This window comes from Pseudomonas sp. NFIX28 (assembly GCF_900107395.1).
In the GTDB taxonomy this organism is placed as follows: Bacteria; Pseudomonadota; Gammaproteobacteria; order Pseudomonadales; family Pseudomonadaceae; genus Aquipseudomonas.
In genome coordinates, this window is record NZ_FNPW01000002.1 from 154606 (window position 1) to 172535 (window position 17930).

The 17930-nt window shown below is 59.6% G+C and carries 19 protein-coding genes; 8 read left to right on the plus strand and 11 right to left on the minus strand.

What is annotated here, in order from left to right; genetic code table 11:
* The 3 genes from BLV20_RS04145 to BLV20_RS04155 form a co-directional block, all read right to left on the minus strand.
* Entirely contained in the window at positions 1–2520 is a 2520-nt protein-coding gene (locus tag BLV20_RS04145; protein WP_092298473.1) for a fimbria/pilus outer membrane usher protein, read from the minus strand.
* A 92-nt stretch (positions 2521–2612) separates the two neighbouring features.
* A complete protein-coding gene (locus tag BLV20_RS04150) occupies positions 2613–3332 on the minus strand; it encodes a fimbrial biogenesis chaperone (protein ID WP_092297389.1) in 720 nt (239 codons plus the stop codon).
* Positions 3333–3397: 65 nt separating this feature from the next.
* A complete protein-coding gene (locus tag BLV20_RS04155) occupies positions 3398–3988 on the minus strand; it encodes a fimbrial protein (protein WP_092297392.1) in 591 nt (196 codons plus the stop codon).
* Positions 3989–4643: 655 nt separating this feature from the next.
* Between BLV20_RS04155 and BLV20_RS04160 the strand changes: the two genes are divergently transcribed.
* Entirely contained in the window at positions 4644–4967 is a 324-nt protein-coding gene (locus BLV20_RS04160) for a DUF1090 family protein (protein ID WP_092297395.1), read from the plus strand.
* Positions 4968–5258: 291 nt separating this feature from the next.
* Here the strand turns inward: BLV20_RS04160 and BLV20_RS04165 are convergent, their stop codons facing one another.
* The 8 genes from BLV20_RS04165 to BLV20_RS04200 form a co-directional block, all read right to left on the minus strand.
* Positions 5259–5759, minus strand: a complete 501-nt coding sequence (locus BLV20_RS04165) for an outer membrane beta-barrel protein (RefSeq protein WP_092297397.1) — start codon at positions 5757–5759, stop codon at positions 5259–5261.
* A gap of 389 nt (positions 5760–6148) precedes the next feature.
* Positions 6149–7078: an AraC family transcriptional regulator gene (locus tag BLV20_RS04170; protein ID WP_092297400.1), complete on the minus strand. Its 930-nt coding sequence runs from the start codon at positions 7076–7078 to the stop codon at positions 6149–6151.
* A 32-nt stretch (positions 7079–7110) separates the two neighbouring features.
* Positions 7111–7461 carry a hypothetical protein gene (locus tag BLV20_RS04175; RefSeq protein ID WP_092297403.1) on the minus strand — a complete coding sequence of 117 codons (351 nt, stop codon included), beginning with the start codon at positions 7459–7461 and terminating at the stop codon, positions 7111–7113.
* A 176-nt stretch (positions 7462–7637) separates the two neighbouring features.
* Positions 7638–7880, minus strand: coding sequence for a hypothetical protein (locus BLV20_RS04180; protein WP_175540139.1), 243 nt, complete (start codon positions 7878–7880; stop codon positions 7638–7640).
* 275 nt (positions 7881–8155) lie between these two features.
* Positions 8156–8638 (minus strand): hypothetical protein, encoded by a 483-nt coding sequence (locus BLV20_RS04185; RefSeq protein WP_092297406.1) that lies wholly within the window; start codon positions 8636–8638, stop codon positions 8156–8158.
* Complete coding sequence (locus BLV20_RS04190) at positions 8635–9450, minus strand: transcriptional regulator (RefSeq protein WP_092297409.1); 816 nt, start codon at positions 9448–9450, stop codon at positions 8635–8637. Before BLV20_RS04190 ends, BLV20_RS04185 begins: the two co-directional genes overlap by 4 nt.
* A gap of 445 nt (positions 9451–9895) precedes the next feature.
* Positions 9896–10357 carry a hypothetical protein gene (locus tag BLV20_RS04195; RefSeq protein ID WP_092297412.1) on the minus strand — a complete coding sequence of 154 codons (462 nt, stop codon included), beginning with the start codon at positions 10355–10357 and terminating at the stop codon, positions 9896–9898.
* Positions 10358–10487: 130 nt separating this feature from the next.
* On the minus strand, positions 10488–11168 hold the full coding sequence (locus BLV20_RS04200; RefSeq protein ID WP_092297415.1) for a DUF3313 domain-containing protein: 681 nt from the start codon (positions 11166–11168) through the stop codon (positions 10488–10490).
* Between the two features lie 507 nt (positions 11169–11675).
* Here BLV20_RS04200 and BLV20_RS30855 point away from each other — a divergent pair.
* From BLV20_RS30855 to BLV20_RS04230, 7 genes are all read left to right on the plus strand, one after another.
* Entirely contained in the window at positions 11676–11906 is a 231-nt protein-coding gene (locus tag BLV20_RS30855; RefSeq protein ID WP_139192682.1) for a hypothetical protein, read from the plus strand.
* A gap of 184 nt (positions 11907–12090) precedes the next feature.
* Complete coding sequence (locus BLV20_RS04205; RefSeq protein ID WP_092297418.1) at positions 12091–13170, plus strand: Gfo/Idh/MocA family protein; 1080 nt, start codon at positions 12091–12093, stop codon at positions 13168–13170.
* A complete protein-coding gene (locus BLV20_RS04210) occupies positions 13160–14269 on the plus strand; it encodes a DegT/DnrJ/EryC1/StrS family aminotransferase (protein WP_092297421.1) in 1110 nt (369 codons plus the stop codon). Before BLV20_RS04205 ends, BLV20_RS04210 begins: the two co-directional genes overlap by 11 nt.
* Complete coding sequence (locus BLV20_RS04215; RefSeq protein ID WP_256577651.1) at positions 14269–14781, plus strand: NUDIX hydrolase; 513 nt, start codon at positions 14269–14271, stop codon at positions 14779–14781. Before BLV20_RS04210 ends, BLV20_RS04215 begins: the two co-directional genes overlap by 1 nt.
* Positions 14778–15884 carry a DegT/DnrJ/EryC1/StrS family aminotransferase gene (locus BLV20_RS04220; protein WP_092297427.1) on the plus strand — a complete coding sequence of 369 codons (1107 nt, stop codon included), beginning with the start codon at positions 14778–14780 and terminating at the stop codon, positions 15882–15884. Before BLV20_RS04215 ends, BLV20_RS04220 begins: the two co-directional genes overlap by 4 nt.
* Complete coding sequence (locus tag BLV20_RS04225) at positions 15865–17235, plus strand: NAD(P)/FAD-dependent oxidoreductase (RefSeq protein ID WP_092297430.1); 1371 nt, start codon at positions 15865–15867, stop codon at positions 17233–17235. Before BLV20_RS04220 ends, BLV20_RS04225 begins: the two co-directional genes overlap by 20 nt.
* Positions 17232–17930: an HAD family hydrolase gene (locus BLV20_RS04230; protein ID WP_092297433.1), complete on the plus strand. Its 699-nt coding sequence runs from the start codon at positions 17232–17234 to the stop codon at positions 17928–17930. Before BLV20_RS04225 ends, BLV20_RS04230 begins: the two co-directional genes overlap by 4 nt.

The following is a 17930-nucleotide window of genomic DNA, read 5'->3' on the forward strand; positions in this document are numbered from 1 at the left end:
TCAGGACTCCGTTGCCGGCTGAGCGACGCATGCCGCGTTCACCTGGTCGTACACCAGGGACGCATCGCGCTCAGGTAATGTATAGGGAAGGCTGCAACTGCCCCCCGCCCAGCGCACTTGCAACTGGCCTTTCTCGGTAACGCCGAACACCAGCGCTCGGGACTGGTTGTCCACCACGGCCAGCAGTTTCTGTCCGTCGAACAGCTGCGCGCCAAAGGGAATCCGCGTGCCATCGGCCTGCAGCAGGTCGAATTGCACGCGTCGTCCGGAGGAGGCGTCGAAGCGCGCCTTGACCACGGCGCCCCGGCGGGGCACGACCCGCGTCGAGGTCTCGCTGACATCCACGTCCGTTCCCAGGGTCTGGGTGTTGAGGCTGAGGTCGTTGTAGCGGTAAGGCTGCACGTAGCCTTCGATGGTGTAGCCGGCGCCATTGGTGCGCGCCGTTGCGCCTTCCAGACTGGCACCTTTGACGCCTGGTACCTCGACCAGGGCGAAGGTTTCGCCCACGGGCTGACCGAAGGTGATCCCTCCGCTGTGGGCGACCACTGAGCCGGTAGCTGTCAGGTCCAGGTGGCGGGATGAACCGGATTTCGCATAGTTGCCGGCGAGCTTGGCCGAGGGCGCATCCCAGCCCAGGCCTACGCTTCCCGAACGATCGCTGCCGGCCTGGCCGGCCTGTGCCGAGTAGGACAGGGTGCTGGCATCGTTCAGGTAGCCGGAGACCCCCGCCTGCAGGTTGTCGTCACCTTTGCCTGCGGTCGTGTAGCTGCTGTACACACGCTGCGAGCGCGAGCGGGAGCCGAACGGAATGCTCGCCGAAAGCGCCACTTGGTTGTCCGAGCCTTTCGAACGCCCGGCGCTCTGGGTGCGTGACGCGGAAATGTTGTAGCTGACCTCGCCAATATTGCCGCTGTAGCCCAACTGAATACGGCGGGTATTGCCGCTGCGGTTCCAGTAGGTGGTTTCACCGAGGCTAAGAAACACCGAGTCGTTGTTGTACACGGTCTGGTTGATGCTCAGGTCGAGGCGGTTCTTGGGCCTGACGCTGATGAAGCTCTGGCGATCGACCTCGGTCATTTCCTGAATGTGCTCGCTGAGTGTGCGATAGCCGGAAGTGGAATAGCGGTAGCCGACCATGGTGAAAGTCGTGTTAGTACTGTTGAGCGTCTTGGAGTAGAGGAACCGCGCACTCTGCCCAGTGCTGGCCTTGCCATGGTCCGGACGCGAATTGCTGTTGGTCACGTCCAGCGACATACCGCCTACCGGCGTGTTAAGGCCCAGACCCAGGTTGACGGCGTTGTATCCGTCGGCCCCGAGCAGGCCGCCGTAGGTGGTGAGGTTGTCGCTGGCTCCATAGACCGCCGTGCCCTGCCAAAGACTTGGATTCTTCTCCCCTTCGTTGTCGTAGTGACCCAGTGACAGGTTGTACTGAAAGGTCCCGCGGCGCACCATCACCGGCAGGTAGGAATAGGCCTGGGTAAACTTGCGCTCACGGCCATCCGATTCGATGATCGTGATTTCCAGATCGCCGTTGGAACCACTGGGATAGATATCGCTGATCTCGAAGGCGCCGGGCGACACGGTCGTCGAGTAGATGACATAGCCGTTCTGGCGAACTTCCACCGTCGCATTGGTTTCCGCGATACCGCGCACCATCGGTGCGTAGCCAGATTCGTTATCCGGCAACATGCCGATGTCCGACGCCAACTGCAGACCCCGGAAGCGACTGCTATCGAAGATATCTCCGTTGGTGTAGAGCTGACCGATAGCGAAGCGTCCTTTCAGCGCGGTGACGTCATGCTCCAGGTAGGTCCGGTTGCTGGAGAAGTGACGCGACAGACCGGTGCTCTGGCTGATCGACGAGTCGTTGCGAAAGCGCCACTGGCCAATGTTGAAGCCGTTGCGCAGGCCCAGGTAGGCATAGTCGCTCTTGAAGCCATCGCCGCGGTTGCGGTTGAGGTTCAGCTGGTAGTTAGTGAAAGCGGCAGTCACGCCGTCGTCCCATAGGGAGGGATCGACGTAGCCGCGCGAACGGCGCTTTATGTACGCTTGTGGCACGCTTACGTACAGCGCGAGTCGGGAGGCGTCCATTTCTATGGACGCACCCTCGATGCGCAGCAGGATCACCGGGTCGTTGTCCGCACTGTCGGACGAAACAATGCCTTCACGCTTAAGGCGCTCGACGTCCACGCCGATTTCGCGCAGCAGGCTCAGGCTCAGGACCGGCTGAGCGTCGTTGGAGCCACCCTCGTCATCGGCGCGAAAGCTGATTTCCTCACGACGTTCCAAACGCTGGTTCAGGTACAGGTCTACGCTGTACTTGCCCGGAACAACACCATTGTTCTGTTCGAAGTAGCGCAGATCGATATCGGCGCCCTTGTTCTGCAGGAACATGGGGTTGAATTGCGCGGCGGAGACCGAAGTAGCACCCAGCAGGCTGGCCGCGGTGAGGAGAGGAATTCCGGTACTCGAACACTTCCAGGTTCGCTTCTTTTCAGGCCTCTTCTTGTATTCATTCATGTTCATGAACAGCACTTTCCTGTGCGCATAGGAACGCGAGCTGAGAACTCAGCGTGCGCAAGAGTTGTACGGATGTGAGCGTGGAGAGGGCGTCAGAATTGGAGTGGAGCGTCGTGCCTGTTCAGGGCGCCGTAGTCGTTGATCGACTCCCAGCGAATCTTTGCAGCGCCACTGAAGCCGGCGGGAAGTCCCTTGATAATCATTCTGCGAGTGTCCCGCGGGCCGACCATGGCGGACTCAACTGGGTATTCCTTCTCGCCGGCAATGACGCGGACCTGGGCCAGCGAGACGTGGAAGGCGGAATCGTTGGTGGCCAACACCATCGGCGCACCGTCGGTCTTGAGCAGGTTCCACTTCAATTGGTTGGCTGCCTCGTCCGCGCTACCGGGAAGGCCGTTGGGTCGGTAGAACAACTTGAGACGCTGCCGGAAGGCGACCTGCAGGTTGTTGCTGGTTTCGGAGATCTGCGGGATCTCCTGAATGCTCAACCAGACCACCGATTCACGATCCTGCGCGAGGCCCTTGCCTTGGTAAAAAATGCGCAGTGTCTGTTGTTTGCGGTGGCCCAGTCGCGCCAGTGAAGGCGTAACGGCGAAGGGCACATCTACCTCAGGACGGCCCGGTTCGGCTTCTATCCAAGACTGGATCATGATGTCCTCGGTACCCAGGTTGCTGACCTGCATGGACGCCTCATGGTCGCTGGCGGGAAAGATGATGCGAGTACCGCCGACCTGGATGCCGGCCAGGCAGGTCCCAGCGATCATGGACAGCGTCAGCAGCGTGCAGAGGCGGAAAAGGAATCCAGGTTTCATGGCTGGCTCGGAAAAAGTCAAAGGAACGAAAACGCGGGGGCGTGATGCGCCCCCACTGCAGCGGCTTACTCGTAAGTAAGAGTGAATGGCAGGGTGCCGTTGGCGGTGCCCGGCATAAGCACATCGCCGTTGGCGACGTAAGAGGCACGCATGTTTAGAGCGGCGGAGTATTTGGCTTCTGCGCCTTCGCCGGCGACGGTCAGTGGCGCGCTATAGGCTTCGTTCGCCGACAGGTTGATCAGCTTGCTGTTCTCGTCATACATGCCGATCCCCACACCGGTGGCGGTGCCGGTAATTTTCAGCAGGCTGTTGTTCTTCGGATCGACGCCCGAGCCGGACATCGGGTCGAAGCCGAACTTGACGGTGGTCAGGCCGGCGGCGGTGTTGCCGCAATCCAGGTTCAGGTTGATCGAGGTGCCGGCGGCGAGGCCCGATTCGCTCGAACCAGCCAGTGCGTCCATGCTGACCTTGCCCAGGTTCACATCGACGATCTGCTGGCCCTTGGTACCGCCAACGGAGGAGCCGGCACCCGCTGAGGCCACGCAGGATGCGGCGGTGATCTCGCCGGTGAAGTTGATAGTGCCGTCGGCGGCCATAGCATTGCTGCTCAGTACGCAGGCGGCGGAGGCGAACATCAGGAACTTGATTGCTTTCATGGAGACAGAACTTCCGTGCAGGTTTATTTCAGGCAATGACGCTATGTTTCAGCGCCGGGAAATTCTAGAAGGCGAGATGAGCAGGATTAACAAGACATGTCTTGTGAGGCGGCGAGTTGTGTCTCGAATTGGATAGGTGGTGGGAATTCTTGATGATAAACAGAGTCGTTAAGTCTCTCTGCGCTTGCGGTTCCAATAATTGTTCAAAAGGAGCAGTGATATATTTCAGGGGCTGTGGGGCGAGGGAACATGAAGAACACTTGTTTAAGCGTGTGCGTGGAACTGGCAGGTACCCCTATTAACAAACAGCTGGCGGGCGCTCGCTGTAGCCGAGAAAAACTGTTCGAGTTTAGTTGATTGCTACATTGATTCATCAAGCCTGAACGGCTTTTGCAGAAAGAGGCCCGTGTGATGTTCCAGTCGACAGAACAACCCAAACCTGTTCGATCGCGATCATTGCCGATTTCCCTCACCGAAGATTCTAAGGTCATGATGTTGAGCTGTTGGCAGTGCTCCAGCATCTGCGTCAAAACCGCGCCGCTCCTGGCTGCGACAGCTTGGGTGGAGGCGGATCTGTAGGTATGCCTGAGCGCACCAAATAAACGGGAGGCGGGACAACTTCCCTATTTTTGAGTTTTTGTTAAGGACTTCAACTATGAAAAAGCTGACAACTTCTGTATTTCCGTTAGTACTCACCTTGGGGGCAGTATTCTCTACTCCGGCCTCTGCTGATTGCGCACATAAACGTGCGGCCATTGAATATCAGATCCTGCAAGCGGAGAAGTACGGCAATACTCACCGCGTGGCAGGACTGAAAAGGGCGCTGAGTAGAATAAACGCCTATTGTGTCGACCACAGCTACGTCAGTCAGATCACAAGCGTGGAGAAGCTCGAAAGCAAACTGCAGGAAAAGCAGGATGACTTGAATGAAATAGCGACCAAACTGCGAGAGGCACAAGCGATGCCGGGTGATAGTTGAGGGACTTGCTTGGTATCTGAAGTCAACACGCTGAGTTTGCAAACCAACATCATCAGGGAGTCAGTTTTGCGTTTCCTCTCAACAGGGCTGCAGGTCCCGTATCGTGGGGCCCCGCAGCGACAGTTTTAATTCTCTAAGATCAGGCTGGCTACCGGCGTCCGACATCGCTCCGACGCCGGTCATGACGCTTGCGCCGGCGCCGGCCGGTCTGCCGTCGTTCAGGCGGCAAGTCCAACATAGAGATGTGAGGCACGTTGAGCGGCCAGTCTGGCCGCTCGATGCCTGCGGGCGTTACCAGAGAATGAAAGCGGACGCCGTTGTCTGATTCAGGTTGATGTCGCCGACTTCCAGCACTTCATATTCGGCGCGCAGACCGATGTTGCGAAATACATCAAACTCGACGCCGGCGCCGTAGGTCATATTCACCCCGGTATCATCGTCGCTGGCATTCCCGTCGGCATCCCAGGCATGGGCACCGAGACTGCCGAAGACGCGCACCCGCTCTCCCAGCGGAAAGCCGAGGTGGGCACTGGCCTGAACGGATTTGCCATCGAAATCGAGATCCTCGTCCTTGAATTGGCCGAGATCGACGAAGGCGCCTTCAAAGGCCAGGTAGCTGTTGACGCGATAGCCTGCAAAAACCTTGTAGCTGTAATCCTCATCGCTCAGATGGGTTTTATCGGTTTCGATGCTGCTCACGCCTGCGCCAAGATACAGGCCTTTGTCATCGGCCAGTGCCTGAAAAGACAGCAACGAAAGCAATGAAACGACGCCAATTTTTCGCAATAGCATGTGAAATAAAATCCTTTACAGGTTTATCGATCGGGTTATTTGAATTCGATTAATCGCGAAGCCGATAACGGCATTGATTGATATTGATATGTGACATCGCCAAGCAAAAAACGCGGGAAGTTATTGATGGAAATAACTAACTGCGGGGCGATTTTTTTGAAGCAAGAGTATTAGTAACAATCAATCAACCAGGCCAACGCGACTCCACACAAATAGGCGGCAAGGCAATAGAAGATCTTCTGTTTGAGCGACAGTGCATTTAATCGATAGCGCATGCTTGTCCGTCCCTTGGGTTGGAAATAATCAATATTGGCCATTGGGCTTGGCGGATGAAAATTATTGATTGTCATTTGTTGGGCTTGATGCCGCTGCAGGGCGCTGCGCGGCCGTCAGTTCGCGGCGTTGCGCCTGGCCGTTTCTGACGGAGGTTCCCCATAGGCGTCCTGATAGGCCTTGGAAAACCGGCCCAAGTGGTGGAAATTCCAATACATCGCGGTTTCGGTAACCGTTGGCCAGGTGTTGCGGATCAAGTCTCGACGGACATTCGCGAGCCTCAGGTTTTTAATATAGGCAATCGGCGAAATCCCGAAAGTTTCGGAAAAACCGTGGTGCAAACTGCGCGAGGTGGTTTCAAACTGCGTGACCAGCGCTGTCATGTTGAGCGATTTCTTGGTGTTCTGGTGAATGTAATCCATGACGTCCGTCGCGACTTTCCTTCTTCTCGGAGAGTTAAGTTCAGAGCGACTAACAGGCGTCAGGGCCCGTAATAGGGAAACCAGCAGAACACTTTCAATGGCGGCGCCGCGGCGCTGTTTGGCGTTGATAAAATAAGTGCCGATTTTCTCCAGGGCAGCTTGAATCAGCTTGAAGTTCGCAGCCTGAAAGCGCTGCTCCTTTCGATGTGCAAATATATCGATCACCGAATGTTCTTCCAGGCACTGCGCATAATGTTCCAGCGTTGTGCTGAGGATGAAAATGGTCTCATTCGGCTCGCAAATGTAATGCACGGGCTCGCAGCTATGGAGCACGACGATTTCGTTAGGCCGCAGCGCATGGTTGTTTACCAGCGGACGGCCGACGGAAGTCTGTGAAATGACAAAGGTCACAAAGCCATGGGGAACCGAACCGGTCAGGGTGACAGCTGAATCGAACTCCAGCCGGCTGCATTGGAACCTGGAGCTGTGAATGAGCCTGTGTTGTCGAATGCTTGCTTTGCGCTCTGATGGAATGAGGTTCATCCCCCACGGCCCAATCGTTCTCTTGGGAGTGCCCGCGGGAATTGAAGTTACATGAAAGACGTCATCAGGAATGTTGCGCATGGAATTGAATACTCTTCAGCCAATGGATAGTGCTAAACGGTTTTTTCAGGCGTCGTTGGCTCTGGCGTAAGCTCCAATGCTGCTGAAAAAACGTACGTATCGCTTGTTGGCAAATTCAGGTTTTGAAGTTTGCACGACGCTGTTTTCGAACCGAAAATCGCCGTTTTCTGAACTGTCGGGTCGATGGCCGCTGCATCAAAGGCAAAGTAATCGTTGGCTGGATAGTCGCTGCGAATCCTGTAGTTGGACTGTTCATCGGCCAATGTCTTTTTGCGGTTTTCAATAGTGGTCAGGTCAGGCCGGTAGACTTCCTCATCCTTGATCATGGCCTTGAGCGAAAGCACGACACCAAAAGAGACGGTTGCGAGATTTTTTAGCAGCATTGATGTGCGTTCCTTATTAATGATTTTCAGGCAGAACACAGCGTCAGCCGCATCGCTTCACGGCTTGGCCTGTGGATAGTCTTGCGATGCGTATTAAGGCCAGAACTCAGGTGGTCGACGATCAAATAGCGGATTGGGTTTTTTCAAAGTCCGGCCAGCCCGCTAGGGAGCCACGATCAAATGGGAATTAATGAATAGTCTTGAACTTCATTAATGGTGTCCGGTGGCGGGAAAGGAACGGGAAGATCCATCGTGCCTTCGTCGTCATGCTGTTCATTTTCAAAGTAGATTTTCAGTTGCGACAGTTTCAGCTTCTCGTTCGGGCTCAACTCGATCTGGTAGAGCTCGATCTCGGTGCTGGCGCTGGAGTGCTCGTTTTGCGCCACCGAATAAAAGGGCAGCGCAGCCAGGGAGAGCACTGCCAGGATCCTGGTTATCATCGATTTGACGACTCGCAAAAAAAGGTACGTTTTCATCGGGCACCCGCAAGAGTGTTTGAATGAGGGACGCGGAGCCGGTTTCTGCCCGGGGGGCAACAGGCACGGCTCCGAACGCGACAATGGCGAGATCTTCAGGGGGAGGGAGCGTCTGATTCAAATCAGTGATTATTATTTTTCTGTTTGAATCGGCATTGGCGGACAACGGGCATCAAGCCCCTGTCGCCTGGTCAAGCTTGAGTGGGGCGTGGCAGGGGCTAGTGGTTCATGCAGCGCAGGCGGCTCAGTTCATGCACATAAACGCACATGGTGTTTTTATCGGTAGTGGGGATCAGTTCGTAATTCAGAACAGCGCCTTCTTGCAGGACGTATTGGCGTTTGAAAAAAAGATCCGGCGTCTTTTCGATGGCGAACAGTTCGTTATCCTGGCTTAACTTGACGGTCCTGATCTTGATTTGAACGTGATGATTACTCTCACGGATAACGTCCGCCGAAATAGTAGAGTTACGAATTTTTCCGTTCAGGCTTTCCAGCGTGGTCTGGGTAAGTCGACCGTGCCCAATGGTCATGTACTCTTCCGTATTGAGTTGGTTCGAATCTTCCAGCCACTGTTGGGTGATGGTTTGATAACTGATGTTTTCCATGTAGTGAGTGGGCGAGTAAGTCAGCGAGAAAATACACGCGGCGTTAATGGCTCCCAGCACTAGCCAATGGGCGGTCGACGATATGGTTGGCTTCATAGGGTGGCCTCCAAACATTGCCGGATCATCAGTGCGAAGTCTTTCTGTTCGCTGTGCCATTGCAGGTTTGCAGTGCTGAGATCCGGGCGGGCGCACGAAACGGAATAATTTGATTTAGCGAGAGTCAACCAGACCTGGCCTTTCAACTCGGGTGACTGTTGAACCTGTTTGGCCGAAAGATCCCTCAGCGATTGGGCTTCGGCGACCGTGTTGGCCACTGCATGAATGACCAGATCGTTCTGTTTTATGCTGGAAACTTCAATTTTCGGAGTGTCGAAGCCCGAGCGGAAACCGGTAAAGGCACACACGCCCAAGGTCAGGACGTAACCGATCAACTGGGCCTTGGTGATGCGAGTCGATGGCCTGGCTTTTTCCGCAGGCAACGGCAGCGGATCTTTCGGGGCTTCAGGCACTTCAATGACCGGCTCGACCGGTTGCGCGGCGGTATCTGGCGGCATCGGCAAGTCGGCGGGCGCATCGACTACATACTGGCGATTGAAGCAATAGCCTCTTCGCGGAACCGTCATCAAGATCTCGTGATCTCGACTGTCGTTGAGAATGTTGCGAAGAGAAAAAACGGCCTGATTCAAACTGCCGGAGGCGACGACACGGTCATTCCAGGTGTAGTCGATGATTTCCTCGCGGCTTTTAGTCTGACCCGGTTCCATCAGCAGCAGATTCAGTAGACGCGATTCAGCCCTGCCTATCGTGGAGTTTTGCACCTCTCCAAGAGGTGTGGTGATAGAGAGCAAGGCGGTATCCGGGTCGAAAACAACCATGGCGTCGTTTTTCAACTTGAAGGCGTAGCGCATGGGAATCCTTCGTTCAGGTGGTTCTGGCTGAGTATAGAGACGGCGTCGATGGCACGCGGATGGGCGCGCGAAGTGCAGGGAGAATCACTGGACACTGCTGGAACAGCCCATCAAAAGTCTCACTGGAATCAAGCAAGGAAACCACGGGAGTTAATCGCAGGCAGCGATGATGCTCAGTGCGAGTCATCTGCGCCATCCGAAAAGTGCAAGGCAGTGTATCGGACGGCCTGTTATTCAAGCACAAGCTTGCGGCCAGTCATATCCGCCGTGCTGTATTGCAGCGGACCGCTGGACAAGGATGGCGGGCGAGAGCTCGCCGGAGGGAGAAGAAAAGAGGGGCGGTACTTAAGGGGAGGGGCGAACGTGCAGGCATTCCAGTGCAGCATGCGAAATTGATTTTCCAATCTGCATCAAGAATGCCCGCGCTGTGTAAAAGTCCGGCGCCTCAAGGCAGGACGTTGTAACCACGCTGTTGCAGGCAACTGGTGTACACCGAGTTATTGGCGGTGACGTTCTGTTCGCTGGTTTTCTGGTCCTGCCTGCGTTCCTGGCGCTGTCTCGACGCGCCGATCATTGCCCCGGCCGTCGCGGCGCTGCGCGCACGGTTCTGGCGATAGTCCTGCTTGATATCGTCGTCGATCTGGTCGTAGACGTTTTCATGTTGCCGGCCCCGGACCTCCGCGGCAGTGGCCCCGGCGATGGCCGCGGTGGTGGCGCCTTTTACCCGGCCGCCGGCCGGCACGGTGTTCTGTGTCGGGAACTGCGCGTTGGCCTGCGACTGGCAGGCGCTGGTGTCTTGCTGGATCGTCTGGGAAGTCTGGCCCTTTAATGGAACCACCGTCGCCGCCATCGCACCGGAGCTGGCGAGCAATACAAAGGCCGATAAGGCAAAGCTGAAAATTTTCATCAAGTCGGACTCTCATTGGCCGTCGTTACCCGGCCTGGCGGTTTGTCTTTGCAGACGCAGCGTGACTGCCGTTCCTCAAACCCGGACCTTTCGATGCAATGCAACGTTTGCACCTGGGCCTGCGCGTTGGTTACTGCTTGGAAAGCAACGTCTGCATGTCGTTTGTCATGCCTTTGAATGCAGCCTTGAAGTCATTGGCGACTATCGGCTGGCTGGCATTTTCCAAGGTCTCGCCGAACACCTTGCGAACCATCTTGGCGACCGGCAAACCGGTTTTAGCATCGATCAAATCTGCTTCCAGATACAGCTCCGCCGTCTGATCGCGATGACCGGTAGCGGCCTGCGTTGCGCCGACGATGGCCGCGATAGGGACGACCTCATACCAATGCATGCCTTCGTTGCTGGCGCTGACCTGGGTGATTGCCGCCTGCAGGATCAAGGTCTTCGAATGGGCCGGTGCCTGGCGCACGCTCGAGACGACCGTGTAGGACGGCGCGAATGCGTTCCTTACGCTGTTGCTGGCATTGACCTGCAGGTCCTTGAGGGTTTGCAGGTTGACCCGCTCGGTCGCTTTCGGCGAGGGATACAGCATCACCTCCTTGAATACGACGGTGGAATAGGCATGAGGATCAAACCCAGGCGCTACCCAGCGCAGCACGGTCTGCTCGCTGGGCGTGGTGTGTTCTTCCAGGCCCTCGTAGTTGGGCAAGAAGCCCGAATATTGCTCTTGCTGCGCCACCTTCGAGACACAGCCGACCTGGAATACGCAACTCAGGACGATTCCTACGAGCCATTTGTTCGACATGCACATATGTTCTGTTTCCCAGTGATGAAAGTTGACATTGCGGTTTCCTAACCTTGCCCCCGATGCACCCTTGAGCTGACGCCAGGCGATGCCTGCCCGTCGCTCAAAGCGTGGCGCAATGCTGCCCGCGGGGGCGGGATAATCCGAATCAATAATCCTCAACAATGATCAAACTTCTCCGCCAGGGCCCGTGCGGCCTAGGTCGCGGGATGGCGCAACCCGCTACGCCCGGTCGTCGCGGCGCTTGCGCCAAAGGCCCAGCGGATTGCCCGGGGCAAATTTGGACGTGGGTCCGACGCCGCCGGCTCCGGGCCGATATGGCTCCTTGCCTTATGTCCGGATTGTTCAAAACACTATGATGAAACGATATAGCAACTGATTTGCGCTTCGAAAAAGCTTGGCCTATACCTCCAAGCCACACATTGATGAGGTGTGTGGCAAGCAAGGGTTCATGGAACTGAACTCCTGCATAACAAGGATAGTTTCAGCGCTTCAAGGATGATTCAGCCATGCATGCGTATCGGCGTTTTGGTCGTTGTTCCGTTTTCCAGCGAAACCACGTTTCTTCATTCCAGGCTCTCGGCCTGGTCGTTTATTGCGACCGGCATTCGACCCGGCCTGATTCCCCCCGTACTGCTCGCCTTCGCGGCGCTACTTCTTCTGCCCATCGCGCCTGTATGGCTTCCCGGCCTCATCCGGGTGTCGGCGCGTGGCGTGAAACATCCGGGTGTTCGACCCGGGTGACCCTGGGCAACGGCCCGAACGGACCCTCTCAAGGCGATCCGTTGTCCTGAGGCAATCCTGCCTCGATTGCAGCGAATGTCGGAACGGCTCGGCTCACCCCACAGGTGGCCCGAGGCGGGTCCCGTGTAGTCGTTCGTCCAACCTTTTATGACGCAGTACCCACTTTTCCAGGATGGAGATGGTTATGACTGTACTCAGAGTTGGCATCGTCGGCCTCGGCGCGCAGATGCAAGAAAATCTGCTGCCCACGCTTTTGCAAATGCCGGATATTCGCATCGTCGCGGTGTGCGACAGCGACTTGACCCGCGCCGGACAGATTCACCGCTTCATCTCCGACGTGGCGATCACCGACGATTTCGACGACATGCTCGATAGCGCCGCGCTGGACGCGGTGGTCATGGCCTGCCCGCCCCAGGCGCACCGCGACCTGGCGATCAAGGCAATGGCCAAGGGCGTGCACGTGTTCGTCGAGAAACCGCCGTGCTTCACCCTCGCCGAGCTCGAATGCCTGATCGGCGCGGCGAACCAGGCCCAGGTCGTCACCGGCGTGGGCATGAACTTCAAATACGCCAAGCCCATGCGCCAGCTGCGCGATATGACGCGCACCGAGCAGTTCGGCAAGGTCGTGCACATCCAGCTCAACCACTACGCGAGCAAACCCACCGCGCCGCTGTGGGGCCTGGACTCCACGCTGCGTTCGTTCCTGCTGGCCCAGGCAATCCACACCATCGACCTTGGCGTGACCTTCGGCGGCGGCGAGCTGCGCGATATCGAATCGCGGGTGCAGCGCCACGAAGACTCGTTGCTGGTGAGCCTGGAGCTCGGGTTCAGCTCCGGTGCCACGGTCAGCCTGCTGAGCGGGACCATGTTCCCGTACTTCGAATTCGACATGAAGATCGTCAGCTCCAACTCGATGATGGTCGAGCTCAACAACCTGTGGAACATCACCCTGCACGAGCCGGTGCATGGCACCGGGGCAACCGGCACCGCCAAGCGCTGGCGCGGCGCGTGGCAGCCGGGGCCGCTGGATTCGGGCTACGAGCGCAGCGGTTATTTCGGCGAACTCGAGAAGTTCTTCGACGCGGTGCGCAACCGCTCGCCATACGAAGCCAGCTTCGAAAGCCTGCTGCCGACCTTCCAGGTGATCGAGCAGATCTGCCACGCCGACAGCGCCCGCACCGATGTCGCCCCGTTGCTCGCCCTGCATTCCACGCATGCCGCCAAGTCCCCTGCCTTTCTCGGAGCCCAGACCAATGTCCGCTAATCTCTCCAGCGCTGCCCGTATTGCCGTTTCCGACAAATACCGCCCGGTATACGCCGACGATCTGCTGACCTTGCAGAACACCCTGGAACGGCCGCTGTCCGGCACCAGCGATGTGGTAAGCGAATACGAGGCCAAGCTGGCGGCCTGGTTCGAGGCCCGGCATGCGATCGCGGTCTCCTCCGGAGGCGCCGCCCTGAGCGTGGCGATCTACGCCGCCGGCGTCGGTCCCGGCGACGATGTCCTGCTGACCCCGAGCTGCCCGCTGTGCACCATCTATCCGATCATCGCCGCCGGCGCCAACCCGATCTTCGTCGACACCCGCCGCCACGGTTTCGGTGCCGACCCGGAATCGATCAAGGCCCGCATCACCTCGCGCACCCGGGCGATCATCGATATTCCAATGTGGGGCTACCCCACTGAAGTCGACGAGCTGCAAGGCCTGACCCGCGAGCTGGGCATCAAGCTGATCCTCGACCTGGCGCATTCCCACGGCAGCACCCTCAATGGCCGGCCGCTGTCGGCCTATGGCGACCTGTCGTGCTTCAGCACCCACGAACGCAAGCCGCTGGCCACTGGCGAAGGCGGCTTCATCCTCACCGACGACGACCAGCTGGCCCAGCGCTGCCGCGACTACAGCCGCTTCGGCAACCTCAACGGCAAGGATTTCGGCCTCAACTACAAGCTGGCCGCGCTGCCTGCCGCGCTGGGCGCCAACCGCCTGGACTCGCTGGCCGCGCAGATCGAGCAACGGCGCGCCAACGCCGCTTACTTCCTGCAACGGCTGGACCACAGCAAGGTGCGGGAAAAAGTCATCATCGAGGGCGGGCGCACCAACTATTACTTCCTCAACCTGGAGCTGCATTTCGCCGACAACCGCGCCTTCATCGATTACCTGGACGAGGCGGGCATCCCGTCGGACATCAAGCGCTACGGCTGCAAGGCGCTCTACGAGTTCCCGGCGCTGGCCGAATACCGCAATGACTGCCCGAACGCCGAGGCGCTGCTGGCCAGCATGACCACCATCCCGGTGCATCCGGACATCACCCACGCCGAGCTGGACTACATGGTGGAGCGGATCAACCAGTACGGGGCGCCATGATGAGCGACGTTCCTGATCGTTCGACCCTGGATCGGCACTTTACGGCCTCGGCGTTCGTATTGAACCCGGACCGCAAAATGCTCCTGCTGCACCATCGCAAGCTGGGGGTCTGGCTGTACCCGGGCGGCCATATCGAACAGGGGGAAACCCCCGATGTGGCGGTGTTGCGCGAGATCTACGAGGAAACCGGGATTCACGCCGCCCTGCTGGGCGAGCGTGACCTGGAACTGGCCGATGCCGAGACCGACGTCACTGTGTTGCACCAGCCTTACCGGATCCTCTGCGAATTCATCGATGACAAGCGCGGGCCGCATTACCACCTGGACCTGATCTACCTCACCGCCACCGACCTGCGGGCTTGCCCGCCGGAGCGCGAAGTGGAAAACGCACGCTTCTTCAGCCGGCAGGAAACCGCCGAGCTGAAGATGTTCCCCAACTTCCGGCGCATGGTCGACCGGGTGTTCGCCGATGCCGAGGTGTGGGACATGGTCGGCAGGAAGGTGGCGCCATGAACCAGGCCCTTTCCCGCCCCGCCCGGGTCATCGCCGAAAAATGCGGTCACGACACCGCCGACGATGTGCCCGAGCTGCAACGCGCCCTGGCGACGGGGCTGACCGGCACCTCGCAGATCGTCGAGGACTACGAGACCGCGCTCGCCGTGCTGTACGGCGTGCGCCACGTGATTGCCGTGTCGTCGGGGGCCGCCTCGGTCACCGCGGCACTGGCCGGCGTGCGGTTCCAGCCGGGCGACGAGGTGATAGTCGCGCCCACGGGCCCGATCTGCACCGTCCTGCCGATCCTGTCCCTGGGCCTGGTGCCGGTGTTCTGCGATGTCGCGCCGGACAACTTCGGGCTCGACCCGGACGACCTGCAGCGCTGCATCGGCCCCCGCACCTGCGCGATCATCGAGGTGCCGATGTGGGGGTATCCGATTGCCTCGCACACCACCTGGGACGCGGCGCGCCAGGCCGGCATCCCGCTGATCCAGGACCTGGCCCACGCGCACCTGACGCGCCTCAACGGCACTTGGCTGGCGCAGCATGGCGACATCAGCTGCTTCAGCACCCACGACTGCAAGTTCATGTCCACCGGCGAGGGCGGTTTCGTCATGACCGATGACGATGAGCGCGCCAGCCGTATCCGCGCCTATACCCGCTTTGGCAACCTCACCGGCGAAACCCTGGGCATCAACCTCAAGCTCGGCGGCCTGCAGGCCGCCCTCGGGCTGGCGCGTTCGCGGCAGCTGGAAAGCCGCTTGCACCAGCGCCAGGCCAACCGCCGGCAATTGCTCGAGCAGCTGGACAACCCGGCGATCCGCGAGCTGCCGCTGACCCCCGGGGGCGAAGCCAACGCCTATGCCTTGCTGTTGCAGGCGGTGGGGCACGACGGGCGACGGCTGGTGCATTACCAGCAGCGCCATGGCATCCCTTCGGACATCGGCAAGTACGACAACCAGCCGCTGTACCAATTGCCGCTGCTGGCGCAGTACCGCCGCGACTGCCCCAACGCCGCCCGGTTGCTGCGTTCGCTGACCACGGTGCCGCTGCACCCGGGGCTGGCGCAGGACGACCTGGCTTACATTGCAAAGGTGCTCAATGACTATTCCCCAGCCTGATACCGTCGTGGACGGCCGACACGCCGTGGTCATCGGCGGCAGCGTCACCGGCTGCCTGACCGCGGCGGTCCTGGCCCGGCGTTTCCAGCGGGTCACGGTGATCGAGAAGAGCGATTTCTTCGACGAGACCGGCCCGCGCCAGAGCCTGCCCCAGGAACATCACGTGCACCTGTTGCTGCTGCGCGGCAAGCAGATCATCGAAGGCATCTTCCCCGGCACCCTGGGCGCCCTGGAGCAGGGCGGCGCGCAAGTGGCCGACCTGGGCCACGACGTGAAGTGGTACCAGGGCGGGCGCTGGAAAAACCGTTACCGCAGTGGCATCTATGCCCACTATTGCAGCCGGCGCCTGATCGACAACCAGTTGCGCCGGGCCCTGCTCGGCGTGCTGAACGTCGAGGTGTTGTCGAGTACCCGGGTCACGCGCATCGAGTTCGCCGGGGCCGATCCTTCGCGGCGGGTCGAGGCGGTGACCGTCGACGACGGCCACAGCGAGCGGACCCTGCGCTGCGACCTGCTGGTCGACGCCAGCGGGCGGGGCACGCGCTTGCCGACGTGGCTGAAAGAGGCCGGCTTCGGCGAGGTCGAGACCAGCGTGGTCAAGACCGAGCTGGGGTATGCCTCGCGCATCTACCGGCGCCTTCCGGCCTATGCCGAGCAATGGCAGGTGCTGCTGGTGCTGCCCAAGGCGCCGCTGCAACGCTCCATGGGCGTGATCAGCCCCATCGAAGGCGACCGCTGGATGGTCACCACCGGGGGCTGGTTCGGCCACTTTCCCGGCAAGGACCCGCAGGAGTTCCTGCAAGCCCTGGCGGCGTTGCCGGTGCCGGATATCCATGAGGTGATCCGCGACGCCGAGCCGCTGTCGCCGGTCCACACCTTCAAGATGCCCGGCAGCCGCCGCACGCATTTCGACCGGGTCGAGCACTGGCCCGCCGGGCTGCTGGTGGTCGGTGACGCCCTGAGCAGCATGAACCCGCTGTACAGCCAGGGCATGACCATCGGCGCGCTGGAAGCCGACTGCATCGATTGCCACATCGACCAGGCCCTGCGCGGCGTCGAGAGCTTTCGCCAACTGCAGGGCCGGCTGTGCGGGGTGGTCGATGGCGCCTGGAGCATGGCCACCACCGAAGACTTCCGCTTTCCCGAAACCGTTGGCCAGCGCAGTTGGCGCACGCGCTTCCATCATTGGTACGGCGCCGGCCTGGGCCAGGTCTCGGCGAACAATCGCCGCGCCCTGGAAACCCAGATCGGCGTCACCAACCTGGTGATGGAGCCCAGCAAGCTCTACACACCGGCGATCGCCTCACGCATCGCCCTCAATGCCCTTCTTGCGGAGAAAACCCGACCATGATCGATGATCGACTGCATTTCGCGGGGATCGAACACCTGGTATTCGACTGGAACGGCACCCTGATCGACGACATCGCGCTGGCCGTCAGCGCGGTCAATCGCTGTGGCGAGCGTTATGCCGTGCCGCCCATCGATGCGCCGCGCTACCGGGCGCTGTTCGACTTTCCGATCGCCGATTTCTACGCCGCGCTGGGGTTCGACCTGCAACGCACGCCCTTTGCGCAAATCGTCGAGCACTACCTTGAGCACTTCGACGCCAACGTTGCCCACTGCCCGCTGCACGACGGCGTGTTCGAGGTGCTGGAGGCGGCGAGCAATGCCGGCATCGGGGTTTCCATCGTCTCCGCCTCGCATAGCGACGTGCTGCTCCAGACCCTGGAGGCCAAGGGCCTGCGCGGGCATTTCGAGCATGTCGTGGGGCTGAGCCACAACCAGGCCACCAGCAAGACCGCCGAGGCCCTGATGCTGCAGCACAAGCTCGGCACCCCGGCCGGGCGCACCCTGTTCATCGGCGACACCCTGCACGATTACGACGTGGCGCGGGCCGTCGGCTGGCAGCCGCTGCTGGTCGGTACCGGCCACCAGGACATCGACCGCCTGCGGCAGGCCGGCGCCCCGGTCTTCGCCGGGCTGGGCGAACTGCTCGGGCATTACGCCAGTGACGAGCGACGCGCCGTCGTTCGGGAGGGAGCCTGA